The sequence below is a fragment of the Terrabacter sp. Soil811 genome (genome assembly GCF_001429655.1).
In the GTDB taxonomy this organism is placed as follows: Bacteria; Actinomycetota; Actinomycetes; order Actinomycetales; family Dermatophilaceae; genus Terrabacter.
Genome location: NZ_LMSX01000011.1, coordinates 20,701 through 46,464 on the forward strand (window position 1 = coordinate 20,701; position 25,764 = coordinate 46,464).

Here is a 25,764-nt window from a genome sequence, read left to right on the forward strand (position 1 = left end):
CGTCGCGAACGCCCAGCAGGCGCAGGCATGGTCCCAGCCACGCCCGGACGCCCCCCTCCCCACGCATGGGTCGGGTGGAAGGCACAGGTTGGGTACGTAGAGCGCGTGAGCGCCACCGAACGCGCAGGGAGCCGCTCCGGTCACAGCGCTGAGGACGTCGCGGACCTGATACCCATGGTCCGCCGGATCGTCCACGCCCGCGTCGGCTCTCACCCGGCCGCGGAGGACCTGGTCCAGGAGACGCTCACCCGCGTCCTCGCGGCCAGCCCCACCATCGAGCCGGGCATGCTCGAGCCGTACGCGATCGTGACAGCCCGCAACGTCGTGGCGTCAATGTGGCGCGACGTGGACCGCAAGCATCGAAACCAGCACCGCGTCGTCGACCTGAGCACCCCCGATCCTCCGGAGACGCAGGTCCTGCTCGACGAGGAGCAGTCCGCGATGGCTACCGCGCTGGCCCGCCTGACCGAGCGCGAGCGCCGCACCCTGCTGGACCACGAGGTCAAGGGAACGGACACGCGCACTCTCGCCGCGCGCGAGGGCAGCACGGCAGGCGCTGTGGCAGCCCAGCTGAACCGCACGCGCGCTCGACTTCGTGTCGAGTACCTCTTGGCTGCGGCGCAGATCGAGCCTCCGACCGAGCAGTGCCGGGCGGTCCTCATGGCGCTCAGCAGCGGCGATCAGCGACGTCAGCGGGAGGTTCGCGCGGCCCAGCACCTGCTCGAGTGCGAGCCCTGCGCCGGGTTGAGCCAGCCGCTGCTCGAGCGGGGCCAGCCACGCGACGACCGTCTGACCATCCCGGTCACCATCGACCCCGACATCGTCACGGCCCGTGGGGCCGCGCGCGAGCTCGCGTCGCGCCTGGCCTTCGGGCCCACCGACCTCACGGTCATCGCCACCGCCGTGTCGGAGGTATGCCGCAACATCGTCCGTTTCGCCGGCACCGGCGAGGTCGTGGTCAACCTGCTCGAGGTCCCGCGGCGCGGCATCCAGATCGTCGCCCGCGACGGCGGACCCGGGATCCCCGATGTCGAACGCGCGCTCGACGACGGGTTCAGCACGTACGGCGGACTCGGCCTGGGCCTCCCGGGCGTCCGTCGCCTCATGGACGAGTTCGCCATCGCGAGCGAGCCCGGCCACGGCACCACAGTGACCATGACGAAATGGGAGAAGGCAGACCATGAATGACCGCACCACCGACCACCAGCCGGTGCACGCCGCACCCGAGCACGACTCCGCCAGGTCCGGACCGAGCGGCCACCTGCTGTCGCAGCTCGTGGCGCATCTGCGAGAGCACCGGACCCGGCTCCAGGAGGAGTGGTCACAACGCATCCAGCAGGCCCACCTGCTGACGGCGATGACTCCTCAGGAGATGGCCGCCGAGACCACGTCGGTCTACGACAACTACGTCGAGGTGCTCGAGACGGGGAATGTCGAGGCGCTGCAGCACTACGCGAGGGACCTTTCTGAGCGGATCATTCCGCGCGGCGTCGAAACCCACGAGGTCGTCGGGATCGTGCTGCTGCTACGCGACGTCCTGGCGCGTTCGCTCTTCGAGAAGTACCAGCGTGACTTCTCGATGCTCAACGAGGTGCTCGACGCTTACGAACCGGCGGCGAACCGCATCGCCAACACCGTCGCCGTCAGCTTCGTCGATGAGCGGGAACGCGTCATCCGCCAGCAGCAGGACGCCATCCGTGAGCTTTCGACCCCCGTGCTACCGGTGCGCGAGCGGCTCCTCATCCTGCCCATCATCGGGGTGCTGGACAGCGAGCGCGCGAAACAGCTCACCGAGCAGCTGCTCTCAGGGATCCGCAAGCACCGCGCCAAGGTGGTCGTCATCGACATCACCGGCTCCCCGGACGTCGACGAGGCGGTCGCCAACCACCTCGTGCAGACGGTCGACGCGTCACGCCTGATGGGTGCGAGCGTCATCATTACCGGGCTCTCCCCCAAGATCGCGCAGACCCTCGTGACGATCGGGGTCGACCTGAGCAAGATGAACACCATCGGCGACCTGCAAGGTGGGCTCGAAGAGGCCGAGAGGCTCCTCGGATACGCCGTGACTCGGAAGGAGGTCGACTCGACCTCGTGAACGGCGGACCAGCGCTCGTGTCCATCATGCGGCAGGGATCGACCCTGATCGCGTCGATCCACACTGCCCTGGACGACTCCGAGCTGGTCCGCTTCGAGCACGACCTCGTCAAACAGATCGGGGAGCACCGCTCGCGCGGAGTCATCATCGACGTCGCAGCTCTCGACGTCATCGACTCCTTCGCCGCGCTGACGTTGCGCCGGATCGCTGACATGGCACGACTGCGCGGCGCGCTGACCGTGCTTGTCGGGATCCAGCCGGAGGTAGCCTTCGCGATGGTCCGGCTCGGCATGGGCACGGGTCAGATCCCTACTGCCCTCGATCTCGAGGAAGGGGTGCAGCTCCTCGCGGAGGTTGCCGCGACACGGAACTTCCCCTCTTCTGGCTCCCAGCCCCAGAAACGCACGTGAGCCCCCATCGGCCGGCGCGGCTCGTCGTCGACGACCTCACCCAGGACTACCGCGCGACGCTGCGGCGCTTCCTGCCCCGCCGCGACGAGGCCGCCCGGGAGTCGGCATACGAGCTCGGGCGGCACGCCTTCACGGGCGGTATCAGCCTGCTGGTCATGACGCGCATCCATCAGAACGTCGCCATCGAGGTCCTGCGCGAGACCGGCCCGGACGATCGAGTGGACGTAGCCGAGCGTTCGGGCGAGCTCCTGCTGGAGGTGCTGGCCGCATACGACATGAGCCACCGCAGCGTCCTGGAGCCTCGACACGACGACCGGACGCCTTGACGGCGATCGCATGACGCGGGATCCATAGCCGATATCCGGACTGATCGGACCAGTTCGTGCTCGAACTTTGCGCAGGGCATCTCCCATAGGTCCTGTCAGCTCGCATCATGTGATGCGTGAGGCGTGCTCTTCAGAGGTGACCGACGGCCCACGAGGCCGCCCGTACGCCGATGAAGGAGTCACACCCATGAAGCTCACCTACAAGCTCTGCGCCGCCGGAGTCACCCTCGCCACCACCGCGGCCTTGGGCCTCGCGCCGGTTGCCAGCGCCTCCGCGGCGCCTGCCGCGGCCGCAGCCGCGCCCGCGGCCGCCACACCGAGGACGACGGCTTCGTCGACGATCAACCAGGTCGTCGCTGGCGTGGGCACGTTCACCGGCTCGTTCGCCCCGACGTCGTTCAGCAACCAGAACGGTCAGCTCGCCGTGACCGGAATCGTCACTGGCACCCTGACAACCCTCGCCGGTGCCACGATCCCGGTGACCCGGACGGTCACCACGACGGTGGCGAACGCCACCGCTGCCGGCACGTGCGACATCCTCAACCTCGTGCTCGGACCGCTGCACCTCAACGTGCTCGGCCTCACCGTCGACCTCAACCAGGTGGTCCTCAACATCACGGCCCAGTCGGGCGCCGGCAACCTGCTCGGCAACCTCCTGTGTGCAGTGGCTGGACTCCTCGACGGCAACGGCATCAATGGGCTCGCCAACCTGCTCAACCGCCTCCTTGGTCTCTGACGCGGTTCAGCTCGCCCCGCTGCACTCCCGGGTCTGATCTCGCTCGGGAAGGAGGGCTCCGGTCCGGCGAGGGACCGGAGCCCCTCCGGCGCCCCGGACGCGGTCCGTCACGACAAGCAGCGTGACGGAGTGCGCTTGTGGGGATCAGGTCTGAACGACGACACGGTCGGGGCCGTGTCTGCCGGAACCCGGCACCATTGAAAGGCACTCATGCTCGCCCTCTCCCTCACCTCTCCGCTGGTCGGCCTGGCGCTGATGCTCGTCATGCAACGCATCGAGGACCACATCGTCCCTTCAGAGCGTCGCTGAGCCCAGGATCCAGGTCACTCGACGACACTCCACACGCGGCCCGTCGTACACGCCACGTGCGGCATCGTCACCTTCGCCGGGCTCATCCTGTGGGCCCGCGGACCGCTCAGCCGTCGACGCCGGTCGAGCCGTGCGGCTGCCCCACGGGTTTCGACTCGGGCGAGCCCCGCTCTCGCAGGTAGATGCTCAGCACGACCATGCTCGCGACGGCCAGGAACTCGGACTGCCAGTTCTGAAACGTGCGGTTCCAAAAATCCGGGGCAGCCGCGTACTGAGCCCAGTCGAGAGGGGCCTTGAGGTCCTGGATCTGATCTGCGTTGTATGCCGAGCGTCCGGCGATGAACTGGGCCAGCCATGAGAGCAAGAAGATGGCCGCCATCGTCAGTCCGAGCGACCGCGAGAACAGCCGCAGGCGCCACCCGCCGGCCTTCGCCCAGGTTGGCGAGTCCCTTTGGGCGTACCGGCCGACTTTCTGGTCCTTGTCCGACTCCCGACCCAGCGTGTCCAGCGGCTTCGATTCGGGAGAGCCCTTCTGGGCCAGCCAGACGGTGAGCAGGATGAAGAGGAGGAACTGCAGGTACTCCGACTGCCAGTTCTCGGCCACGTCGACGGCGAACTGCGAGGAGGTCACGTACCGGAGAAGCGTCATCAACGGAAGGCCGGCGTCGGCCGCCTGCCGGTTGTAGGAAGCCAGTCCCGTCAGCGCTTGCCCGACAAGCGCCGCGACCAAGAGGGCCGTGAACGCCAAGGTCAAGCCCTGCTCACGTACCCGCTTCATCGCTGCGCCAGCCCGACGAAGATGCAAGCAGCCAGCACGACCCCAATGAACACGAGGATGGCGATGAATGCAGCGCGCACGGTCAAGCTCCCTTGAGCTCACACGAGAAGGGACGATCTTGTTCCTGGGGGGTGCAACCAGCAGCAGTCACACGCCAGCCGGAGCCGAACCGTGCCAAGAACACCGTGTCGTGCTCGAGCCGCACCATGGCGTCCTGGCCAAACACGTCCACGGAAATCACCCTCCCAGCGCTCGGCAAGTTGGCATCCTTGATCCCCTGGGCACACGGACCCGAGGAGTCTTCAAGTTCTTGACGGGTCTGTGGAGCCAGCAGCGCACAGGCTGCCTCTGGCTGCGCGTCGACGGACGCGGTGAAGCTGGTGGCGGCCCGAGCGGCATCCGTCGCCGCGGGCGAGCTGTCGCCGGAACAGGCTGCCAACGCCCAACAGGCGCACACCGCCAACACGGTAGGCACGCGAAGACGAGTCATGGCGCGACCCTACGGTCTTGACGCGTCCACGTGAGGCACCGGCGCCGGGTTGCCAGAGATCTCCCAGCCGCGCACCCACCTGTCTCCGCGCGACAGGAACCCAACAGCCGTCCGTCACCGCCGAGCTGGACAGCGTTCGCCGTCCCAGCCATGCATCGGGCGGCACTGCCGTGCCAAACCCGAGATGGGATGCACCGTCTCCCCTCACGCAAGCCGCGCCCGGATCACCAGGGCGCACCAGACGGTTGTGTGTCAGAGGCGTGCTGACCTCGGTGTCGGCGACGTTGGCGAGCGCCGTCCGCAGTCGCCAGGGCCCGAACCTCACAAGCAGCTCATGCGCGGTGACGACGACCTGGGCGGTGGCCGGAGTGATCCCGAACGCGAGCGCGGGCAGTCGGTAGCGACCCTCGAATGCGAACTCGAATTCGCGAGTCACGTCGTGCGCCGCAAGCTGGACGGCGGGTCGAGGAGCCCTGCGACGCCGCGTTGCTGCTCGCCGAGGTAGGCATCGAGCACGAGGAGCCCCGCGGTGGCCGCGGGGGTGGCCCATCGCAGCCAGCTCATGCGGTGGGTGAGTCGGTGGGCCTTGTCCTCCACCGCAGAATCCCCCTGAGCGTGCTCGAGCGCGTCGTCGAGCTCGGCACTGGATCGGTAAGTCTCGGCGCTGACCATGATCGCCGTCCCTGTCAGCGCCGTCTTGAGGATGACGGCCGCCGCCGTGGGAGGGTGACCGACGACGCGGCGCCTGTTATCGGCCAAGATCGCGAGGCCGCTCAGGAGGTGCAGGCCGATAGCCGCACCCTGAACTGGACCCCAACGGCGCCACCCCTCGTCGGCGATCTCGCCTCGGTCGCGGGCGTCAATACTCTTGCGGCTGGCTGGTTGCAGCGCGACAGCGCCAGCCAAGGAGCCGCCGAACCATGCTGCGTTGGTGAGCACGTGCGTGGCACGAACGAAGGTGCTGTATGCCGTCATGCGAAGTCCTGGTGCATCTGGCGCACGCGGCGCGGTGTTCGGTGGGGACTTGGCCGTACCCGTTTCCCACCCCGAGACACCTCGGCTCCGCTCTATGCCGTTACGCGTGCACGTCGTCGACACCGGTCCGGCTTCCGGGCTGACTGATCTCGCGACCAAGGCCGAGCCGTTGGCCTACGGCGGTGCGCCCTGGAGGCTGCGCCCCGCAGCGTCCGAGGGACTCGAGCAAGGAATCGCTCGGACGACGCCGCCTCCCAGACCACAGGGGAGGTCGAGGAGACGGCGCCGCCAACCAGGACGTACCCAGGGTCGGATTGGCCGAACTCCCGTGAGCCGGCCAATCCGCCAGACCTGACAGGTGACTCGCAGATCTTCACTGGGCGCCAAGGCGTAAGAGGTGTCGGCCTGCCCGTCCCGAGGGCGTTCCAAGCGCCGGTGGGTGTGGCACAGGACATCACGCCCACCCGTGTGGTTCGGGCAGTGTGCGATGGGTACGAAACGGCTGGACGGCACAGTTTGCCGGTCGTCCCCCGCCCCCCTTGCTCGAAGGAGCGCCTGTGTCCACCGATGCCATCGTCCTGCTCAAGCAGGACCACAAGGACGTGCGCGAGCAGTTCCGCGCCTTCCGCAAGCCCGACCAGACCCCGGTCCAGAAGCAGAAGATCGTCGACACGATCCTCGAGCTGCTGACCGTGCACACCTACATCGAGAACGAGGTCATGTACCCCCGCGTGCGGGACCTGCTGCCCGACCTCGAGGACGACGTGCTCGAGTCGTACGAGGAGCACCACGTCGCGGACGTGCTCTGCATGGAGCTCGCGGCGATGGACGCGACGGACGAGCGGTTCGACGCCAAGACGACGGTGCTCATCGAGAACGTCGAGCACCACATGGCCGAGGAGGAGCAGGACTGGTTCCCGAAGGTCCGCGAGGGCCTCGGGCGCAAGCAGCTGCAGGAGCTCGGTGAGGAGCTGCTCGCAGCGCGGAAGAAGGCGCCGCGCCGTCCCGAACAGCCCAGTGCGATGAAGAAGGCCATCGACGCGGTCGTCTCCTGACCCAACCTGAGCGAACGTCGGAGAAGTCCCCCTACAAGGAGAGTCCATGAGCGGCCAGATCCCCCCGGTCCCCATCGAGACGGAACCCAGCAGTCCCTGCGACTGCGACAACTGCCCTGCGGACTGCACGTGTGACTCGTGCTCATGTGAGGACTGCACGTGCGCAACATGTAGCCACGCCGCATGACGATCTGTCGGGCCGGCTGACAACGCGTCAGTTTCCGCCCGGCGCCTTAGTTTCCGGTTGGTCCGCACCCGCAGGCTGCTCGCGACGCCGCCCGCACTCCACGGGGAGTCGCCCGGTGACGCGCAGGACCTCGGCGATGTCGTGCAACTTGATGTTGCCGTCCTGTGAGAGCCGTCGAAGGTAGGCAAATGCCGCGTCAGGAGCCATCTGGTAGCGCTCCATGAGGATCCCGATCGCTTGCCCGATCTCCTGGCGGGTCACCATGGCCGTTTCGAGTTGAGCCACCTTCTGCGCCATCCCAATGGTGGCTCCGATGTGCACGGCAACACCCCGCGCCATGTCAATCTGTCCGTCCGAGGGACCAGTAGCCTCCTCGAAGCTCAGTGTGAGGACTCCCACCGGTCGGCCGTCCCACACGAGCCGAGAAGCCAGCACTGACGCCAACCCACTTCCGGGAAGCTCCTCGGCGAGCCGAGCCCACGGGTGGGGGCGCTCGTCTGCCGACCGCAAGAGGGCCCTCCCGCACTTCCCACGCAATGCGGACACGCTAGGGCCTTCACCCACGCGTTCTTCGAGATGATCGAGGCAGCGCGCCTGCTCGGTCGTCGCCAACAGCAGGCTGCTCACGCCACCGCGCTGGACGAGACGGATCGAGGCATGCTGTGCAACGGGAGATGCCTGGAGCCCGTCAGTGAGCACGGCGCAGAGTGTCAAACACTCACTCGTCGGATCGGTGCGGGCCGTGTCTGGAGACATGTGCAGCGACTTCACGCCCCTCACAAGGTTGTCTTGCGGGGGCATCGCGCGGTCGCGAGCGGTGCTCAACTCGGGAAAAATGGACATACAGATCACCGGAGTCGTCCTTGACGGCCGTGGCTTCCCTCGCGCCTTGAAGGTGCCGTCATTGACCCAGACCGTCAGGCGTGGCGGTTCAGACCAACGTGTCCGTCATTGCACTGGATCGTACTCGGCAGATACTCAGTCCGGGGCGAGGCCTAACCGGGAGTCGTATGACCATGCCGGCCGTATCCCCGTTTCGAGGGAGCTTTGGGCACGTGCCGCGTACGGCGGGACGTTCATGATCCTTCGCTTCCTTGCCTGGTCGATGGGGACGGCGGCGGCACCGTCGCCCCATCGATGTCGCGGCTCCAGACCTACTCCAGCAATGCAGTACCAAGGGGCCCTGGCTGTGCAGGCTCATCACCTGCGAACCGCCGGTCGTGATGCGGATGGCCGCCGTCGTGCCTCATGCCTCACCGGTGAACGCACTGACGATCGCCCGAGCCAATGCCACCACGCTCGTACCTGCCTGTGCGGCAGCAAGGTACAGGCGTTCCTCTGCGACGCTGGCCTCGATCCCGCGCGAGCTGACGAGCAGGCCCACGGCCTGGTCGACGTACGCCTGGCCCTTCAGTCTCTCCGGACTCCGGACTGCTTCGAGTCGGGTCGAGAACGACAGGTCGGCGTTGGACACCACGCCCGGAGCCCAACCGCCGAAAAGCCTCGCGAGCTCACTCTCCTGTCCTTGGAAGGATGAGGCGTGGCCGCCATAGAGATTGACACCTCCAGTCACTATCCCCTCCTCTCCGAAGGGGATTGACAGGGTGCTGCGGACACCTGCCGCCGCGGTCGCCTGAGCAAAAAGCTGCCAGCGCCCTTCGTCGAGGAGGTCCTCGACAGCGGTCCCCACGATCTCGTCGTCCGCGACCGCCTCGACGCATGGGCCCCCGTCGATGTACTGGACCGCGTCCATCACGGCGACCTCCAGACCCGTGGCGACATACGTCAGTACGAGCTGCTCGGCCACCAGTGTCAGACTCAGACCGACCAGCGTCGGGATCTTCTCCTTGGCCGTCGCTGCCACCTCCGCCAGGTCCCCACGAAGGTCACTGTCGCCGAACCGTTCCAGCTCCGACAGGGCTTCATCCGTTTCGGGTATCGGCTCCATCGCCGTCCGTCACCTCCCGCGTCCTCGACGTCATCGCCGTCGGCGCGCCTCACGTGCGCCTGTCCGTCACGTGCCCATCGACCAACCATGCAAACCCGCACGCGGCCGCGATTGTGTTCCGCTGGCGCGACAAGGGAGGCCTAGGCGGCTAGGGCGATCGCAGCATTTTGGTTGTCGCGCGTCGCCCCGGGGAGCAGAGCGATCGCGAGGCTCACCAAGGCCTGCCGGACCGGACTGCGTCAGAGCCTCGCTAGTCGAGCCAGGTACTTGGTCAGGTCAGGCGCTGCTCGTGCTCCGGCACTACGCCGTGACGAAGCGCTCCATCACTTGGGGCCCTGTCTTGGGTCGGCGTCGCCGCCGTCGGCTGCGGCTGCTCGGCGAACGAAGCGCGACGAGCCGCCAGCTCTGCGAGGAGCAGACGCTCTCGCCTGCGCAGGGCGGCCTCCCGACTCACCTGCCCGGGAAGAGGTCGCGGACCAGCATGATGGGCCTGCTCCCGGAGCCGGTCCTCGACACGAGTGAGCTCGGCCAGCAGGTCTCTGACAGTCAGCTCGGCCAGAGGGTGGAATTCGTCAGTCGACACGTCGATGGCGTACCCGGCCCAAGCCATCTCAAACGCTCACGCTCTGCGTCTGCAGCGCGTCAGGAAAGCGCAGATTCCCGCTCGGTCACGGCTGTCGTCAGGTGTTGCACGCAGACGTATGTCGTGGCACCGTCAGAGAGTCAGAGCGGTCCAAGACAGCGCCGACTCAGTCATCCCGGCACAGGGAGATGAGTCATGGCCTCACGCACTGTATATGCCCGCATGGTGCTGACCGAACGTGATCAGCGGACAACCGCCCTTTTCGAGCGCCTCCTCGAAGCCTGCGACGACGCCGTGCGGCAACCCATCGTCGAGGAGATCGTCATTCTCTACCTCGATCTATGCAGCTCCATGGCGAGCCGCTACGTGGGTCGCGGTGTCGAGCACGACGATCTCGTTCAAGTGGCCCGGCTCGCCTTGGTCAAAGCCATCAACGGGTTCGAGCCGGGGCGGGGTCCGTCCTTCGCCGCGTACGCGGTCCCGACCATCTCGGGCGAGCTGAAGCGTTGGTTCCGTGACCGCGGTTGGATGGTTCGGCCCCCCCGACGTCTGCAAGAGCTGCGGGCCCGGCTGAGAGGGGTGCGAGAAGAGCTCGAGCAGGAGCTGGGAGGCACCCCCTCGGACGATGACCTCGCGGCGGCCGTCGGCGTGTCGGTCGACGAACTCCGGGAAGTCGCACAGGCGTCGACGGCGTTCCATCCGCTGTCGATCGACTGCTCTCCGGGAGATGACGACCATTCGAGTCTCGCGACGTTCCTTTCCAGCCCGGACGGGGACCTCGAGCGCGCGGAGGACCGAGCCTGCCTGTCGGGCGTGCTCTCACAGCTCGATGACGACGAGCGAGAGCTGTTGCTCTTGCGCTTCGTCGACGGGCTGACGCAACGAGAGATCGGGGACCTTCGTGGGGTCAGCCAGATGCAGGTGTCCCGTCGTCTCCGGCGGATCGTTGTGCGTCTGCAGGAGCAGTTCGTCGATGAGTCGCACAGCCACTCGTCGAGCGAGCTGAGTTCCGCCTCGTGATCGGCGCCCTCGTCGGCGTCGGCCAACGGAGCGTCGTGCGTGGCCGATCGACGCTCGTAGGACCTCTGGTCCGAGCGACCTTGCAGTTATCGGCGCCCGCCCTCGTGGCCCTCTTGGGACGGTCGTTGTACCGGACGCGGCCCTGCGCTGCCTCGTCGAGGACCCGGCCGCCCCAGGACCTCGGGACCGATGCGCCACAACGGATTCCGGCGGTTTGACCGCCCGTCCGACGGGTATCTCAGCACCAGGAGCGCCGGCTCCGTGCTCGAGGAGGCCCTGATGGGTGTGTGCGACATGTGCGGCAACGACTACGACCGCAGCTTCACCATCACCCGTGGCGACCGCTCGCGCACCTACGACAGTCTCGAGTGCGCTGTCACGGACTGGGCGCCGGCGTGCGGGCACTGCGGTTGTCGTGTTCTCGGCCACGGGGTCGAGAAGAGCGGCACGGTCTTCTGCTGCTCACACTGCGCCGAGTCCCCCGATCGCGCCATGCCCCGTTTCGGCGCAGCACCGACGTGAGGTCGCCCGCCGTCCCCGCCCCAGCGGACGCGCCAAGGGGACGACGTCGTCGTGACCGATGTGCTCGGTCCGAATGAGAGAGCCTCAGGCGGGTTGCAGTCACTCTGAATGCCCCTGTCGTGCGGAGGTTCACCAGCCTTGCGCCGGGAGATGCGGGGGCGACCGACGATCATCGGTCGCCCCCGTCGCGCTGATGTCCCGAGGTCAGCCCTGCGACTGGTCGCGGACGGTGTCCGCCGACTCGGAGGCGCTCTCCCGCACGTTCGTCGCGGCTTGCTGGCCCTCGTCCTTGACGTCCTGAGCGGCCGCCTGTGCTGTCTCCTTCACCGACTGCACGGCGTCCTGCGACGGCTGCTTGAGGTGCTCGGCTGACTCCCTCGCCACGTCCTTGGCCACGGCTTCTGCCTCCTGAACCACTGGCTCGGCCTTCTCCTTGACGGTCTCCGAGAGCTGGCGCTCCTTCTCTGACGCCGGGAGCAGCGACCCGAGGAGCCAACCGGCTCCGAGCGCGATGACACCGGCCGCCAAGGGGTTGCCCTGGGCCTTGCGCTGAACGGTGTGGCCGGCGTCGCTCGCTGCGTCGCCGACGCTGTGCGCCAGGCCAGAGGACCTGTCCCCGGCGTCGGATGCCGTCCCCATGACGCGGTCCCGGACCGAAGCAGCGCGGCCTTTGACCTTCTCGGCCTGACGCTGCGCGATGTGTCCGGGGCTCACGGACTCACCGAGGGCGTTGACGTCGCGGCTCAGCCCCTCGCGGGTGCGCTCGATGTCAGCCCGGATCGCATCCGGGTCGTTGGTGGTCGGGTAGTTGGTGCTCATCGTTCCTCGTTTCCCTTCAGCGCGTCCGGGACCCGCTTGGCGGTCTCCGTCGTGCGCGGCAGTCCTTGGATCTCCTTGGTGGTGCGTCGCCCCATCGCGGCGAGGACCGCCGCGATGACGGCCCACACAGCCATGACGATGACGGCGGCCCAGCCGCGACTCTCGAGAGCGTTTGACAGCCACTCCCACACGGCGAGCGAGAGGAAGAGCAGCGTCATCCACGCGGCGAAGGCCGCGCCGCCGAACATTCCAGCGGCCTTGCCGGCCCGCGCCGTCGACTCGCGCACCTCGGCCTTGGCCAGTTCCACCTCTTGCCTGAGGAGCGTGCTGAGGCCTTGGCTGATGTCACCCACGAGTTCGCCGATGGACGCGTGCTCTGCCTTCTCGTGCGAGCTCTCGAAGCCGGCACGGGAGGTCGCGTATGCGGTGTCCTCGTCAGGACGACCGATGGGCAACGGGTCCGTCGTGGTCACCGCCGGGTCCGCACCGGCATACGGGCCTGCTGCCGTCGCACCCGCCGAGCCCCCCGGGCTCGTGTCCCTGTCGGTGCTGCTCTCCGGCCAGGTGCTCATCAGCGCACCCCGCCTCGGCCTTCGGTGTAGCTCTCTTCGGGCGGGTCGGACGTCACGCCCCCCGTCATGGACGTCAGGGCGTGGGTGTCGCTGTCGCGTACGCCAACCGTGTAGGGCTCGCTGCGCACTGGCGACTCGGACGGCGGGATCGCCGCCGACCTCGGCATGCCGGAGGCGACAGGCGTCGTCCCGGAGCGGGTCGGTGCCGTCGCGCTGCTGACGCCGGACCCGCCACCGCTCTCGGCGGTGAGCCCCCGCGTCAGGCGTCCGCCGACGACTCCGAGGACTGCCGCACCGAGCAGGAAGGCGCCGGGTCGACGTCGGGCCAGGGAACGCAGCTCGTCGAGCATGTCTCCCGGCTGACGGTTCTCGAGCCAGTCCGCGGCCGACGTAGCCCGGTCCGCGGCCTGCCCGGCCGCCTCCCCCGCAACACCCTGCTGCGAGGAGCTCGAGGCCATCTCCCGCAGCTCGTCCGCGAGCGAGCGCAGGCCGCTCACCGCTCGCTGTCCCTGCGTGGAGGCCTGGTCGTCGAGCTCACCACGCAGCTGGGTCAAGAGCTGGCGCAGCTGGGTCGCAGCCTCCGACGCGACGTCCTTGGCACCAGCCGCCGCGGTGTCGGCGACGCGACGGCTGCTGTCCGCGGCGTCGGAGGCCACCGACTTGGCCTCGGACTTGACGCTCGTGTTTCCGCCGTTGGAGCCGACCGACGCGGACGTCGCTCCGGCGCTGTGGGTGCCGGCGGTGGCGGAGGGCGATGTGGCGCCACCGGCCAGATCGTCGGGCACGGTGGTCTCGTACGGTCGTTCGGTCATGGTTCTGGTTCCTTCCGTCGACGCAGGAGCGGGCGGCCCCTTGCTCGAGCTGCCCGTTCGAGCCGGTGTTGCTAGTCCCCGGATACCCATCGAAGGAGAGTCGAACCATTCTCGAAGTGGGCGTGTGAATCGCGGTGGACTGGGTATGAAGAAGTTCTTATTTCATTGTGCGACAAGCCATTCGCGCCGCGTTCGCAGCACGTGTGCGTGGGCTGGCCGGTGCCGCCCTGCTCACAGCTCTTGACGCACGCCGGCCTCGTGTGCGACCGGGGCGAGCTCGTCTCGGGCCGGAGCCGTCATCGTGCTCGCTCCCGCGCCGCGCCGTCCAATGGGTAGGACCGTCGTATGACGCACGTCCTCGAGCTCGAAGGCCAGCGCGGCATACGCGGCGACGAGGGCGAGCACGACCCCCACCCATCCGGCCGCGGTGAGCCACGCGGGGGAGCCCGTGAGCTGGCCGATGCCAGTGATGGCGAAGCGGACAGAGCTGCAACCCAGGACGGCCAGTCCCGCCAGCTTGGTCGTCGCCGCCGCGGTCGGCACCGTCATCGCGACGGCTGAACCGAGCAGAAGGACCCCGAGCGCGGGTGACGTGACTCCGGGTGCTGAGCCGAGCATCGTGAACCCCACGGCGGCCCAGGTCCCGGCGAGGACTCCCATGCCCGTGCCGGCCACCGGGTCGCGCGCCAGGAATCCCAGGACGCAGGCGATGGTCTGGAGCGGCACGGTCAGCACGAGCAGGCCCAAGGCGACGACATGTCCCTGGTCAGGCTGGAGAACCCCGAGCTGAAGCATCGCGACCGCGGTCGTCGCGACCATGAGGGCGAGGAAGCCGAGGGGAAGGGGGTTCCCGAGCGGCCGCACCACGATGCGGGTCTCGCTCTCGTGGGCCGCGGAGCTCTGGGTGCTCATACGACCAGCGCCTGGGTCGAGCACTCCTTGATCTTCGCGTTGGCCCACGTGGCCTGTCGCTTCGTCTCGGCCTGGCATCGAGTTGCCAGCTCCAGCAGCTCGTCATGGACGATGGCCTGCGCGGCCTGCCCGATCATCTCCCAGTCGGTCAGCACGCTGGAGGCACGGAGGTAGACGTCACGCAGGTCGCGCACCATGACGAGCTCGGTCTCCGCGGAGCGTCCTCGGCGCTCGGACACCCACTGTCGTGCCCCGTCGACCAGCGTCGGCGTGCTGTCCGGGACGGGCTCGAGCTGCTCGCCGAAGGAGGTGGCGATGAAAGCGATCTCGCGCACGTGGCGGGTCGACCACTCTGCCAGGTGTCGGCCCATGCGGTGCACCTCGTGGTCCGCGCGGTGCTCGTCGGCAACCCGCAGGAGGGTGCGGGCGAGCTCGTTCTCGTCGTGGTGAAGGTCCCGCAGGACGGTCCCGATCCTCATCGACGTTCTCCTCCCAGCGGCGCTGAAACCGGCGCCGACGCGGTGTTGTCCGGGGCCGGGGCCGGCGTGCCGTCTCCGTCGGCGACCTTGCGCACGGCGCAGGCAGCAGTCTTGAAGATGGGCTGCTTGGAGGCCGGGTCCCAGTCGGTCGACGTCAGCTCGTTGGCGGCACGCCCGTGCTCCCCCGGTCGCCAGCCCTCGCCCGTGTCCCAGTAGCCGTAGTGGAACGGCAGGAACACGACTCCGGGACGGATGCCGCTCACGCGCACCCGGGCGCGAACCTCGCCGCGCGTGGTCACGACCTCCGCGAGGTCCCCCTCGCGCAGCCCGTACCTCTCGGCATCGGACACCGACACCTCGACCCAGACGTCCGGCGCCGCGGCCTGCAGCTCGGGCGCGCGCCCGGTGCGGGTGCGGGTGTGGAAGTGGTAGACGGTCCGTCCGGTGATGAGCTGGAGCGGATGCTCCTCGTCGGGCATCTCGTGCGGCGGCCGGTAGTCGGAGGCCTTGATGACGGCCCGGCCGAAGGGGTTGAGCGCGCGGTACTCCTGCTCCTCCACAGGCGCGCCCGTCTCGAGGTCGCGCCCGTAGGTCTCGCAGTCCTCCGGCGACGCCCAGAAGGCACCACCGGCGTACAACCGCTCCGTGCCGCCCGGGGCCTCGTCGGTGCAGGGCCACTGGATGCCGCTGCCGCCGCGCAGCTTGGCGTAGCTGAGGCCGCTGTAGTCACAGGGCCGCCCCCGGCTGCACTCCCGCCACGCGTCGAAGGCCTCCTCGGGGGTCGACCACTTGACGAGAGGCTGGCCGTCCTTGTCCTGCAGGTTCATCCGGTTGGCGAAGTCCACGAAGATGTCGAGGTCGGACCGGGCTTCTCCTGGTGGTTCGACGGCCTTCTCCGATAGGTGGACGGTGCGGTCGACGTTGGTGAAGGCTCCGGTCTTCTCGCCCCACGCAGCGGCCGGCAGCACGACATCGGCAAGCTGGGCGGTCTCCGTGAGGAAGATGTCCTGGACGACGAGGAAGAGCCGCTCCTGCGAGAGGATCGAACGCATGCGGGCCAGTTCAGGCATCGACACCACGGGGTTCGTCCCGGACACCCAGAGCATCCGGATGGAGCCGTCCTCGACGTAGCGCATGATCTGCATCGCGTGCGTGGGCGGCGTCGCGTGCGGGATCTGTTTGGGCTCGATGTTCCAGACCCGTGCGAGGTCCTCGACGTGTGCCTGGTTGCTCCAGTTGCGGAAGCCGGCCATGTCGCCGTCGGCCCCGCACTCGCGGGTGTTCTGCGCGGTGGGCTGTCCGTTCATCTGGAGGATGCCGCAGCCCGGCCGCCCGATCATGCCGCGCAGCAGGTGCAGGTTGTTGACCTGCACCGCGGCGGCCGTTGCCTGGTGCGACTGGTAGAAGCCCTGAAGGACCGTGGAGAGCAGCGCCTGCGCCTCCCCGACGAGACGGGCCGCCGCCCGGATGTCGTCGGCCGGCACGTCGCAGATCGTGCTGACGAGCTCGGGCGTGTAGCGCGCGACCGTGTGCACGAGGTCCTCGTAGCCCACGGTGTGGGACTGCACCCAGGCCTCGTCGACGTGACCGTTCGCGACGACCTCGTGCAGCAGGCCGTTCATGAGGGCGACGTTGGTGCCGGCTCGCGGTGCGAGGTGCACGGTCGCGGCCCGCGCGACGGGGGTGGGGCGGGGGTCGACGCAGATGACCGCCGGCGGCTCGTCCCCCGCCAGCCGGTCGAGGATCCGCATCCACAGCACCGTCTGGGTCTCCGCGACGTTGTGGCCGAAGAGGGCGATGACGTCCGCATGGTCCACGTCGGTGTAGGACCCGGGCTGACCGTCACTGCCGAAGGTCTCCTTGAGCGCCTCGGCCGCAGTAGCAGTGCAGAGACGGGTGTTGCCGTCGACGTGATTGGTCCGGATCCCACCGTGCGCCACGAGCGCCAGCGTGTAGTACTCCTCGAGGAAGAGCTGGCCGGTCGTGAAGAAGCCGACGGCGCTCGGGCCCTGCTCCTCGAGCAGCTGCTTCGTCCGGTCGACGACGACCGCCATCGCCTCCTCCCAGGAGCACGCGACGAGCTGTCCTTCGCGGCGCACGAGCGGGCGGGTCAGGCGGTCGGGCGACTGGATCGCCTGCCAACCGTAGAGGTCCTTGGGGCCGAGCCGTCCGCGGTTGACGCGGTCGTCCGGCCGCCCGCGGACCCCGACCATCCGACCGTCGCGGACCGCGATATCGAAGGCGTCCCCGTTCGAGTGCAGGGTGGAGGCCGTCTGCACCCAGCGGTCGACGTCATCGGAGCCGACACCGGGCGCGAGGTGGGCGTCGACCCGCACGGGCCAATCGCCACCTCGCGAGAACGGCGTGCGGACACCCCAGACATCGGCGATGCGGTCCTCGGTCGGCACAGGTGTCTCCTCGTCACTCGGCCGTCGGCGATCGGCACACGGTCAGGGTCAGGGCTGCGCCCTTCGGCCGTCCCTTACCCCACGGATGGCGCGTGAGTCGGCGCCGAGGCCCGTCCGGGGTCGGTTCGTCCCTCGGCGCCGCGCGCGACAGGACACGACGCCGACCCCTCGACGGCGACGACGACACCTGACCGGGGCAGCGCGGGGACCCTGCTCCACGACCAGCCGAGGTCCTGTCCGCGCACGAGCTCACCGCCGAGTTCCGCCAGACGGGCGCACGTCAGGGCCACGAGGCCGACGGCGACCATCTCCCCAGGGCATCGGTGCCCGTCCTCGGGACGGCCGCCACCCTGTGGCACGAACGGGGGGCTCCACTCGGCAGCGGTGCCGAGGAACCGCTCGGGGTCGAACTCGTTGGGCCGCTCCCACTCCTGCGGGTCGTGGTTCGTCGCCATGACGTCGAGCAGCACGCGCCGGCCCGCAGGAACCGGGCAGCCCTCGAAGTCGGTGTCCTTCGTGGCCACGGCGGCCAGCAACGGGACGAAGGGGAAGACGCGTCGCACCTCGTGAGCGAAGGCGGTGGCCAGAGGCCCACCGACGCCGACACCGCGTTCGTGCACCTCGTCGCGCAGCCGCCGTCGCCAGTCGGGTGACTCGGCCAAGGCGACGGCCCCGAACGCGGCGAAGCGGGCCACGGCGACGGTCGGCCGCAGCACGTTGAGCAGCTCTACGGCCGCAGTGTGGACGTCGAGCAGGGCGCCGTCGACATCTCGTTGGGCCGACACCCGGGACAGGATGGAGTCGGCCCGCACGGCCCGTCGTCCCTCACGCGTTTCGCGCACGAGCCGTTCGGCCCAGCGGTCGCAGACGAGCCTGCCGCGCCAGGCTTTGGCGTATGGCACCCCGGGGGTCGCGAAGCCGTCCACGATGKCGGCGAGGTCGCGGGATCGACGGTCCTCGACGTCGGGTGGCACGTCGATCCCGGCCCACCGGATCACGGCACGGCCGTAGACCTCCGTCGCCATGGGGTAGACGACACCTCCCCCACGGGCGCGCCACTGCTGCAGGGCTTCGTCGAGCAGGCCGTCAGTGATGTCGAGCAGCTCGGCCACGCGTTCTGCGTCCATGAGCGTCTCGACGAACATCGCCTTTCGGAGGCGGTGCTCCTGACCGTCGAGCGCGTGGATGGCGCCTCGTCCGAAGAGCGGCCGTGCGACGGCCTGCGGCATCGCGCCGCGACGGCGCATGAGCGACGAGTCGTAGAAGAGGCGTACGCCGTCGGACCCGCCGACGACGGTTGCCGGCTTCCCCAACAACCGCACCGTCACGGCATACCGCGGACGACCTGCTGCTTCAGCGGGTTCGCGGCGCTGCCGAGCCCGGGCCGTGAAGACGTAGCCCCTGCGGAGCAGGTCGAGCGTCTGGTCGAACCACATGGTCACCTCCTGGTCGGTCCTCACCCACTACCCGATGCCCGCTCGGGCAAATCCTCGACTCACCGCCCGGGTGCTTGGGACGGTCCGGACGGAAGGCCCTCCACGAGCCCTTCCGCGACAGCCCGGGCGAGCCGTGCCGGACCCTCGAAGACCTCGGCCGCACCGGCATCGCGCAGCTCGGCCTCGCTGAAGCCACCGGTGAGCAGACCGACCGACGGCATGCCTGCGCTCTTCGCTGCCTGGGCATCCCACGTCGCGTCCCCCACCATGACACCGGCCGAGCCGCCGACCCGTGAGAGTGCGACGTGCAGCAGGTCGGGGGCCGGCTTGCTCTCCTCCGCGTCGTCCGCCGTCGTCCACGCGTCCGCGAGCGCCTTCCCGTCGAAGAGCCCGAGGAACGTCTCGACGTGCTGCGGCTGGCCGGAGCTCGCGAGGACGAGGTGGTGGCCGCGGGCCTTGACCGCCTCGAGCAGCGTCCTCGTCCCGTCGAAGGGCCGGACCTCCTGGATGAGGCGGTCGAACTCCTGCGTCCAGCGGTCTCGCAACGGTCCCCCCACCCGCTGCTCCGCCTCGTCGCCGGCCACATGGGCGACGAGCTTGTCCCCGCCCATGCCCACGGCGCGGTGGATCCGCCAGATCGGCGGGAACAGCTCGTGGTGCGCGAAGGCGCGTGCCCAGGCGAGCGCGTGGTGGTAGTTGCTGTCCACGAGGGTGCCGTCGACGTCGAGGATCACGGTGTCGATGAGGGTGTCGCTGCTGCGGTGGGTCATGGTTCCGACATACCCACGGCGTCTGAACGGTCTCCCGAGCCGGAACGTTCGAGTGGTGTCACGAGGGGCGACGCCGCGCCGCCGACACTCGCACGCGGCGGTACCGAGGAGCTCCTCGACGCTGCCCGGGAATCAGCGGGTGTAGGCGCTCCGGACGATGGTCTCCGCCATCCGTGTGACGCTGAGTCGAGCTTCCCGCGCCTGCTGCAGCAACAGCGCGTATGCCTGCTCCGTGCTGATGGCGCGCTGGTAGGCAAGCACGCCCTTGGCCTGCTCGATCACAGTGCGCCCCGTCAGGGCGGCCTCCACGAGCGCCGCCACGGCGGGCTGGCTCAGCTGGCTCGGCGTGAGCATGACAAGGGTCGCCACGTCGGCGAAGGCCTGCCCCGGCTCCAGCGACTCGTGGGTCAGCTCGTGGTCGTGGAAGAGGTTCAGCGCGCCCAGCACCTGCCCGTGCCAGTGCAGTGGGTGGGCCTCTACCGCCAGGTAGCCCGCCGCCTCGATCATCGGCGCGAGATCGGGCCACCGAGCCCGGATCTCGACCAGGTCGTTGCCGACGACCGTCGAATCGGTCGTCGCTGCCTCTGCGCAGGGGCCACGACGTTCCTGTGCCTGGTAGAGCTCGAGGTCCAGGCCCCGGTGGGACGTGGCGGTGAGGACCTCGAGCACGCCGTGCGGTCGGAGAAGCAGCATGCCCGCCGCCGATGCGTCCATCGACTCAGCGGCATCGGTGAGCAGCTGCGCGAGCACGTCCGTGACGTCGTGGTCGCATACCAGCGTCGAGGCGGCCCGGGCCATGGCCTCCATGGGAGTGATCTTCATGGCCGGCCGGTCCCGTCCTGAGGGTCCCGCGTGATGTCCTCGTTGAGCTCCCCGGTGAAGTCGAGCTCCCGTTGCACGACCGCGGCAGCGACCCGAGCCAGGGTCCAGCCGTGCGCGAAGGCGTGGGCGCGAAGCAGGGCCAAGGCGTCCTCGGGGTGCACGTGCAGCTGAGCCGTCACCATGCCGGTGGCCTGGTGGACCTGGGCCCTACTGGCCCACGGCCCGGTCAGGTCGGTGGCCAACGTGTCGGGGTCCTGGAGCAGTGCAACGCCGACGGCGTCGGCGAGGAACTGTGCGATGGGCTCCTCGAGGAGAGGACTGGTCTCGAGGGACTGGTGACAGGTGAGGACACCCATGATCTTGCTGTCCGGGTGGATCGCGATGGCGGTGATGCGGACCCCGATGAAGGCGTCACGGACGGCGAGGTCGAACTCGGGCCACCGCGCGTCCACGTCGGCGACGCCACGCGGCGTCAGCATCCCGATGTCCGACCTGATCTGGTGGCCCGAGGCGTAGGCCGTCGGACCGGGTCCCTGGCCCAGGACGTCCTGGAGATCCTCGAGCCGACTCGCCCGATCGTCCGTGGAGCACAGAGTGACCCGGTGAGGCGTGGTGTAGGCGATGGTGAGTGACGCCCCGGCAGCACCCATGAGGTGCACGGCGGCCCGGCACAGCCGCTCGGGCAACGACGGGTACTGGCTCTGGGCGGCCACGGTCCGCGCCAGCTCGGCGAGCAGCGCCGCCTTGGCGCTCACGGTGGGCCCGGCCGGCTCATCGGCGGGGTGTGAGAAGGGGGCAGGGCCTGGGGTGCCGCCGACGGGCTCGGTCGTCGGCGCGAGCCGTGCGGTAGGTAGGCCGTGACATCCAGACAGCCGGTCTCCACGACGTCATCGGCGATCTCGGCGATCTTGCGGTTGCTGTTCTGGCTCGCGATGCGCAGCAGGTCGAAGGCCTGCTCGTCGGTCACCTTGTGGGTCGCCATGAGAACCCCCATGGCGACGCCGATCCTTCGGTTCGTCTTCAGGGCGCGCTTCAGGTGCTGCACCTGATGACCGTAGAACATCGCCGTCGCGACCTGAACGCCGTGCGTGGCCAGAAGGAGACCGAGGAGGGCGTCGTGGTCCGTGAAGGCGTCGGGCTGCTCGGCATAGAGGTTGAGCCCGGCAACTGTGTCGTCCGCGGGCAGCACCAGTCGGTAGGAGAGCATGCTGTCGAGGCCGAGCTCATCCGCGACGCGACGGCCGTAGGCCGGCCAGCGCTCGTCGGTGCGCAGGTCGCGTGGGCGATACATCGTGCGAGCAACGATGGCGTCAAGACACGGACCTGACCCCAGCTCGTACTGGATGGAGTCCGCTCGACGTGTCCGGTCGTCGGTGGCGGCCACGGTGACGAAGTGGTGGTGGCGCAACGTGGTGACGCTCGCGCCCGCTGCCCTGGGGAACTGTTCCCTCGCGACCGCGGTGATGGCCTCGAACGGATCCAATGGCTGCAGCTGGGCCAACCGCGAGCCGAGGTCGGCGAATGCTTCCGCAACGATCCGGAGGTCACCGAGATCGTTGTCGATCCTTCTGGCGCTGCTCGTTCCGCCCATTGCCTTCTCCTCCTGCCTGCGCCGCGGGCCGGAACCCGCGTCGCCGCCCTGAGGCTGGGACACCAACGGTCAAGGGAGACCTCAAGACCCCAGACTACGCCGGGTGGCCCCCGACGTACCCAGCCGCCCAAGCCTCTTCGCCGCGAGGGCAGGTTCCTATACATCGTCGGTGAAGGCCTCCATGAGAGCTCGGGCGAGCACGAAGACGGCCACACCAGCGCGGGCGGCAGCGGCTTGGAGCCGCCCTTCGGCGTCGTCCGGAGTCAGCCCTCGAGCGCTGATGAGCAGGCCGACGGCCTGGTCGACATAGGCCTGGCCCCGTAGGCGTTCAGGGCTCCTGACGGCTTCCAGTCGGGACTCGAACGACAGGTCTGCGTTGGCCACGGCACCGGGAGCCCAAGCGCCGAAGAGCTCGGCCAAGACCTCAGCCTTGCCCTCAAACGTCTCCTGCTCGGCTCCGTAGAGGTTGACTCCCCCCGTCACCACCCCGCTGTGCCGGATAGGCATCGACAGCGTGCTCCGGATCCCTGCGGCGGCCGTCGCCTGAGCGAAGAGCAGCCAGGTCGACTCGTCGAGCAGCCCGTCGCTGTCGCTGGTGATGATGGTGTCCTCGCGGATCGCCTCGAGGCAGGGCCCGTCATCGGCGTACTGCACGCCGTCGAGGGCCGCGATGCGGTAGTCGGAGGCGACATACGTCAGGACGAGGTCGTCGGTCGTCAGGGCCAGGCTGACGCCCACCAGACCGGGCACCGTCTCGCGAGCCGTGGCCGTGAGGCGTTCCAGATCCTGGCGTAGGTCCACGTCGCCATAACGTTCGAGCTCCAAAAGCGCCTCGTGTGTCTCGGGTATCGGTTCCACCGTCTCTCCATCGACGTCGTGGTGCCGCGGGCCGGTCCTGGTGGATGACCTGAGTGGCCGTTGGCCTCATCCGACACGTGCCCGGGATCGTCGATTCCAAACAGGAGCCCTGGCGTGCTCGACGCAGAACGCCCGATGGACGGGGGGAGCAGATGGGTACGGAACCCTCGGACCTGCAGCAGCGGGTTGTCGACCACCAACCACAGGCGACCGTGATTAGACAAGGAGTTGCCGCCTTCGACCCGTCCCGGTGCGCCCTGCGCGTGCAGGGACTGACGGGAGCTCAGCCCGATGACCGACACGATGAGCCATGACCGCGTCCCCGACTACCTGCGCGGCGTGGCAGAGGACTTCGACCGTCTCGGCCGCGCGCTCGGGCGGGCCGACGCGAGGAACGCCTTCGGCGCCGTCACACGCCTGGCCGTCGAGCGGGTGCCTCGGGCTCGAGCCGCGAGCATCACAACCCTCAGCCACAACCGGTTCGTCACCGCGGCCGCATCGGACGACGTGGCCCGTCAAGCGGACGCCATGCAGTACGAGCTCGGCTCCGGGCCCTGCGTCGACGCCATCGTCGAGCACACGATCTACCAGCCGAAGGACCTCGCCACCGACGAGCGGTGGCCGGTGTACGGCCGTCGCGTGGCATCAGAGCTGGGTCTGCACAGCATGCTGTCGTTCCGGATGAACCTCGAGTGGACCGACCTGGTGGCCGGCCTCAATTTCTACGCCGAGGAGCCGAACTCGTTCGACGACCACGACCTCGCGGAGGGCCTGCTGCTCACGACACACGCAGCGCAGGCCGTCACTGCCGCACATCTGCGCGACCGGGTCGACAACCTCGAACGGGCCCTGAGCTCCAATCGCGACATCGGCACCGCCGTGGGTGTACTCGTCGCCCAGCACAAGTTGACCCGTGACCAGGCGTTCGACCTGCTGCGGATCGCCAGCCAGAACACCAACCGAAAGCTGCACGACGTCGCGCTCGACGTCATCGACACCGGGGCACTGGACGTCACCCCGCACGGCCAGCCGTAGCAGCGGCGCGGGCCACCCGGCATACCACCTGCGCTCCTGACACCGAGCGCACACCGGCACCATCGGCGGCTCCAGGTGCTAGCAGGCCTCGAACCGGTGAAGCATCCTCGGCACGCTGCGGACCACGTCGCGGGCGAGGAACCCGGGCTGCGCGTCCTGCAGCGCCTCCCCGGCGCGCGCATGCAACCACGCCGCCCAGACCGCAGCCTGCTCGGGGGTCGCACCCCTTGCGAGGAGGCCGGCCGCCGCGCCGGCCTTGGCATCGCCTGAGCCTGCCGTCGCGAGACCGGTGGGCCCGGAGTCGCACGACCACGACTCGCCACCCGGACGAACGACATACGAGACCTCTCCCCCGCCGAGGACGACCGCCTCGGTGGCGTCGGCCACCGCCCGGACCGCCCCGAGCTGGTCGTCCGAGACGTCCTCTTCGGGTCGGTCCAGAAGGGCTGCCAGCTCCGACACGTTGGGGGTGAGCAAGGCCCTGCCTGCCAGATGACGGACGCCATCGAGCCGCCCGGTGAGGTATGCCGTCCCGAGGGCGTCGAGCACCAGCCGAGTGCCCAGGTGGGGAACGATTTGTGCCGCAAAGAGATTCGCGCTCTGGGGCTGACCCAGGCCAGGCCCCAGCAGGACCACGTCGGCGGCAGACGCCAGCTCGAGCACGCGGTCGGCCCCCGCAATCGCCAGCTCGCCGTCATGCAGCACGGGCAGCCCCTCGACGAAGGCCTCGGGCAGCGCAACAGCCAGGGTCGCGGCGGTGTCGGCGGCAGTGGCCACCTGCACCTTTCCGGCTCCGACCCGGAGCGCGGCCTCGGCGGCGAGGAGGACTGCACCCGGCGTCTGCCGGGCACCGCCCACGACCAGCACGGTGCCCCGATCGGACTTGTCACCGCCGGGGTCCGGCAGCCGCCAGCCCCGCAGGAGCGCCTCGTCCACCTGCGCGGGATGTTCGTCAGGCACCGGCCTGCCTCCTCTCGCGCGGAGTGGACGGTTCTGTCGCAGTGGGCTCGTGGGTCTCCTCGACGGCAGCGTCCTCGAGATGGCGTACGTCGGCGAAGGACTCCAGCTCCAGAGGCGTACCCGGGCGCCCTCGGTAGCGGGTCAGCGAACAGTTGGCGAGAGGCTGCGACCGGTCCAGATCGAGCAGTGTCGTCTCGTCGAGACCCTCGAGGGCGAGGCGGAAGCTCATGATGACGGCTTGGTGGCTGAAGACCCAGACACTGCGACCTGAGTGAGTCAGGGCCAGGTCGAGGAGCACCTGGCGCACTCGCAGGGCGACGTCGGTCCAGCTCTCTCCTCCCGGCGGACGGTAGTAGAACTTGCCGAGCCGCGACCTCCGCTCGGCCTCCTCCGGATAACTCGCCCGAATCCCCGAGCCGGTGAGCCCGTCGAAGACTCCGAGGTCGCGCTCCCGCAGCCGTTCGTCCCAGGTCGGCTGCATCCCGATGGCCTGGGCGACGATGCGTGCGGTGCTGGCCGCCCGCATGTACGGGGAGCTGAGCACGACGTCGGGGCGGCGCGCCTCGGTCTGGGCGACGTGCTGCGCCAGCACCATCGCCTGTCGCACGCCGCGCTCGGACAAGGGAGTGTCTGGGTCGCGGGTGTCGAGGTCGAGATGGCCTGCACCGGCCTTCCGCGCCTGAGCATCGGCGACGTTGCCCATGCTCTCGCCGTGGCGAACCAGGACGAGCGCGTCCAAGGTGCCGGGGATCTGCTGCCCCGCTTCACTCAGCGTCATGCCGTGCCCGCTCGGAGTCGTGGCTGCCCCCGGCGCGACACTTGGAGATGGAGTCTGCATGTCACACAGGTACCCGAG

28 protein-coding genes are annotated in these 25,764 nt (G+C 69.0%); 9 read left to right on the forward strand and 19 right to left on the reverse strand.

Features of this window, described 5'->3' with window-relative positions; all coding sequences use genetic code 11:
• Positions 1–105: 105 nt before the first annotated feature.
• From ASH01_RS22690 to ASH01_RS19155, 5 genes are all read left to right on the forward strand, one after another.
• Positions 106–1,188 (forward strand): sigma-70 family RNA polymerase sigma factor, encoded by a 1,083-nt coding sequence (locus ASH01_RS22690; RefSeq protein ID WP_082620001.1) that lies wholly within the window; start codon positions 106–108, stop codon positions 1,186–1,188.
• Positions 1,181–2,095: an STAS domain-containing protein gene (locus ASH01_RS19140; RefSeq protein WP_156415672.1), complete on the forward strand. Its 915-nt coding sequence runs from the start codon at positions 1,181–1,183 to the stop codon at positions 2,093–2,095. Before ASH01_RS22690 ends, ASH01_RS19140 begins: the two co-directional genes overlap by 8 nt.
• Entirely contained in the window at positions 2,092–2,505 is a 414-nt protein-coding gene (locus ASH01_RS19145; RefSeq protein WP_156415673.1) for an STAS domain-containing protein, read from the forward strand. The genes ASH01_RS19140 and ASH01_RS19145 overlap by 4 nt, the downstream gene beginning before the upstream one ends.
• On the forward strand, positions 2,502–2,831 hold the full coding sequence (locus ASH01_RS19150; RefSeq protein WP_056779853.1) for a phosphatase RsbU N-terminal domain-containing protein: 330 nt from the start codon (positions 2,502–2,504) through the stop codon (positions 2,829–2,831). Before ASH01_RS19145 ends, ASH01_RS19150 begins: the two co-directional genes overlap by 4 nt.
• A gap of 187 nt (positions 2,832–3,018) precedes the next feature.
• Positions 3,019–3,567: an ABC transporter substrate-binding protein gene (locus tag ASH01_RS19155; RefSeq protein ID WP_235509673.1), complete on the forward strand. Its 549-nt coding sequence runs from the start codon at positions 3,019–3,021 to the stop codon at positions 3,565–3,567.
• 415 nt (positions 3,568–3,982) lie between these two features.
• On the opposite strand, the gene ASH01_RS19160 is transcribed toward ASH01_RS19155, so the two are convergent.
• From ASH01_RS19160 to ASH01_RS19165, 3 genes are all read right to left on the reverse strand, one after another.
• A complete protein-coding gene (locus ASH01_RS19160) occupies positions 3,983–4,654 on the reverse strand; it encodes a DUF6766 family protein (RefSeq protein ID WP_056779857.1) in 672 nt (223 codons plus the stop codon).
• 82 nt (positions 4,655–4,736) lie between these two features.
• On the reverse strand, positions 4,737–5,144 hold the full coding sequence (locus tag ASH01_RS22695) for a hypothetical protein (RefSeq protein ID WP_082620002.1): 408 nt from the start codon (positions 5,142–5,144) through the stop codon (positions 4,737–4,739).
• Between the two features lie 432 nt (positions 5,145–5,576).
• Positions 5,577–6,119 (reverse strand): hypothetical protein, encoded by a 543-nt coding sequence (locus ASH01_RS19165; RefSeq protein WP_056779860.1) that lies wholly within the window; start codon positions 6,117–6,119, stop codon positions 5,577–5,579.
• A gap of 557 nt (positions 6,120–6,676) precedes the next feature.
• On the opposite strand from ASH01_RS19165, the gene ASH01_RS19170 reads away from it, so the two are divergent.
• The gene (locus ASH01_RS19170; RefSeq protein WP_056779863.1) at positions 6,677–7,174 is read left to right on the forward strand and encodes a hemerythrin domain-containing protein; all 498 of its coding nucleotides are present in this window, start codon (positions 6,677–6,679) and stop codon (positions 7,172–7,174) included.
• A gap of 214 nt (positions 7,175–7,388) precedes the next feature.
• Here ASH01_RS19170 and ASH01_RS23485 read toward each other — a convergent pair whose 3' ends face one another.
• Complete coding sequence (locus tag ASH01_RS23485; protein WP_200961833.1) at positions 7,389–7,682, reverse strand: ANTAR domain-containing protein; 294 nt, start codon at positions 7,680–7,682, stop codon at positions 7,389–7,391.
• A gap of 925 nt (positions 7,683–8,607) precedes the next feature.
• Complete coding sequence (locus ASH01_RS19180; protein ID WP_056779869.1) at positions 8,608–9,309, reverse strand: ANTAR domain-containing protein; 702 nt, start codon at positions 9,307–9,309, stop codon at positions 8,608–8,610.
• Positions 9,310–10,114: 805 nt separating this feature from the next.
• Between ASH01_RS19180 and ASH01_RS19190 the strand changes: the two genes are divergently transcribed.
• Entirely contained in the window at positions 10,115–10,912 is a 798-nt protein-coding gene (locus ASH01_RS19190) for a sigma-70 family RNA polymerase sigma factor (protein ID WP_056779877.1), read from the forward strand.
• Positions 10,913–11,191: 279 nt separating this feature from the next.
• Entirely contained in the window at positions 11,192–11,434 is a 243-nt protein-coding gene (locus tag ASH01_RS19195) for a hypothetical protein (protein WP_056780311.1), read from the forward strand.
• A 204-nt stretch (positions 11,435–11,638) separates the two neighbouring features.
• Here ASH01_RS19195 and ASH01_RS19200 read toward each other — a convergent pair whose 3' ends face one another.
• The 12 genes from ASH01_RS19200 to ASH01_RS19255 form a co-directional block, all read right to left on the reverse strand.
• Positions 11,639–12,253 carry a DUF3618 domain-containing protein gene (locus tag ASH01_RS19200; RefSeq protein ID WP_056779880.1) on the reverse strand — a complete coding sequence of 205 codons (615 nt, stop codon included), beginning with the start codon at positions 12,251–12,253 and terminating at the stop codon, positions 11,639–11,641.
• Positions 12,250–12,825, reverse strand: coding sequence for a phage holin family protein (locus ASH01_RS19205; RefSeq protein ID WP_082620004.1), 576 nt, complete (start codon positions 12,823–12,825; stop codon positions 12,250–12,252). The genes ASH01_RS19200 and ASH01_RS19205 overlap by 4 nt, the downstream gene beginning before the upstream one ends.
• Positions 12,825–13,637: a hypothetical protein gene (locus ASH01_RS19210; RefSeq protein WP_056779882.1), complete on the reverse strand. Its 813-nt coding sequence runs from the start codon at positions 13,635–13,637 to the stop codon at positions 12,825–12,827. The genes ASH01_RS19205 and ASH01_RS19210 overlap by 1 nt, the downstream gene beginning before the upstream one ends.
• A 231-nt stretch (positions 13,638–13,868) precedes the next feature.
• Positions 13,869–14,549 (reverse strand): GPR1/FUN34/YaaH family transporter, encoded by a 681-nt coding sequence (locus tag ASH01_RS19215; RefSeq protein WP_056779885.1) that lies wholly within the window; start codon positions 14,547–14,549, stop codon positions 13,869–13,871.
• Positions 14,546–15,028 (reverse strand): hypothetical protein, encoded by a 483-nt coding sequence (locus tag ASH01_RS19220; RefSeq protein WP_056779889.1) that lies wholly within the window; start codon positions 15,026–15,028, stop codon positions 14,546–14,548. The genes ASH01_RS19215 and ASH01_RS19220 overlap by 4 nt, the downstream gene beginning before the upstream one ends.
• Positions 15,025–17,436: a molybdopterin oxidoreductase family protein gene (locus ASH01_RS19225; RefSeq protein ID WP_056779892.1), complete on the reverse strand. Its 2,412-nt coding sequence runs from the start codon at positions 17,434–17,436 to the stop codon at positions 15,025–15,027. Before ASH01_RS19225 ends, ASH01_RS19220 begins: the two co-directional genes overlap by 4 nt.
• Positions 17,437–17,510: 74 nt before the next feature.
• Complete coding sequence (locus ASH01_RS19230) at positions 17,511–18,872, reverse strand: cytochrome P450 (protein WP_156415674.1); 1,362 nt, start codon at positions 18,870–18,872, stop codon at positions 17,511–17,513.
• Between the two features lie 59 nt (positions 18,873–18,931).
• Positions 18,932–19,642 carry an HAD family hydrolase gene (locus tag ASH01_RS19235; RefSeq protein WP_056779898.1) on the reverse strand — a complete coding sequence of 237 codons (711 nt, stop codon included), beginning with the start codon at positions 19,640–19,642 and terminating at the stop codon, positions 18,932–18,934.
• Positions 19,643–19,774: 132 nt separating this feature from the next.
• Complete coding sequence (locus tag ASH01_RS19240) at positions 19,775–20,449, reverse strand: GAF and ANTAR domain-containing protein (RefSeq protein ID WP_162263904.1); 675 nt, start codon at positions 20,447–20,449, stop codon at positions 19,775–19,777.
• Between the two features lie 11 nt (positions 20,450–20,460).
• Entirely contained in the window at positions 20,461–21,219 is a 759-nt protein-coding gene (locus tag ASH01_RS19245) for an ANTAR domain-containing protein (RefSeq protein ID WP_056779903.1), read from the reverse strand.
• The gene (locus ASH01_RS19250) at positions 21,216–22,055 is read right to left on the reverse strand and encodes a GAF and ANTAR domain-containing protein (RefSeq protein ID WP_082620032.1); all 840 of its coding nucleotides are present in this window, start codon (positions 22,053–22,055) and stop codon (positions 21,216–21,218) included. The genes ASH01_RS19245 and ASH01_RS19250 overlap by 4 nt, the downstream gene beginning before the upstream one ends.
• Before the next feature lie 156 nt (positions 22,056–22,211).
• Positions 22,212–22,856: an ANTAR domain-containing protein gene (locus ASH01_RS19255; RefSeq protein WP_156415675.1), complete on the reverse strand. Its 645-nt coding sequence runs from the start codon at positions 22,854–22,856 to the stop codon at positions 22,212–22,214.
• Positions 22,857–23,204: 348 nt separating this feature from the next.
• Here ASH01_RS19255 and ASH01_RS19260 point away from each other — a divergent pair, with 348 nt between their 5' ends.
• Positions 23,205–23,948 carry a GAF and ANTAR domain-containing protein gene (locus tag ASH01_RS19260; protein WP_056779910.1) on the forward strand — a complete coding sequence of 248 codons (744 nt, stop codon included), beginning with the start codon at positions 23,205–23,207 and terminating at the stop codon, positions 23,946–23,948.
• Between the two features lie 78 nt (positions 23,949–24,026).
• Here ASH01_RS19260 and ASH01_RS19265 read toward each other — a convergent pair whose 3' ends face one another.
• The gene (locus ASH01_RS19265) at positions 24,027–24,908 is read right to left on the reverse strand and encodes an NAD(P)H-hydrate dehydratase (RefSeq protein ID WP_056779913.1); all 882 of its coding nucleotides are present in this window, start codon (positions 24,906–24,908) and stop codon (positions 24,027–24,029) included.
• Positions 24,901–25,686, reverse strand: coding sequence for a histidine phosphatase family protein (locus ASH01_RS19270; RefSeq protein ID WP_056779916.1), 786 nt, complete (start codon positions 25,684–25,686; stop codon positions 24,901–24,903). The genes ASH01_RS19265 and ASH01_RS19270 overlap by 8 nt, the downstream gene beginning before the upstream one ends.
• Between the last annotated feature and the right edge of the window lie 78 nt (positions 25,687–25,764).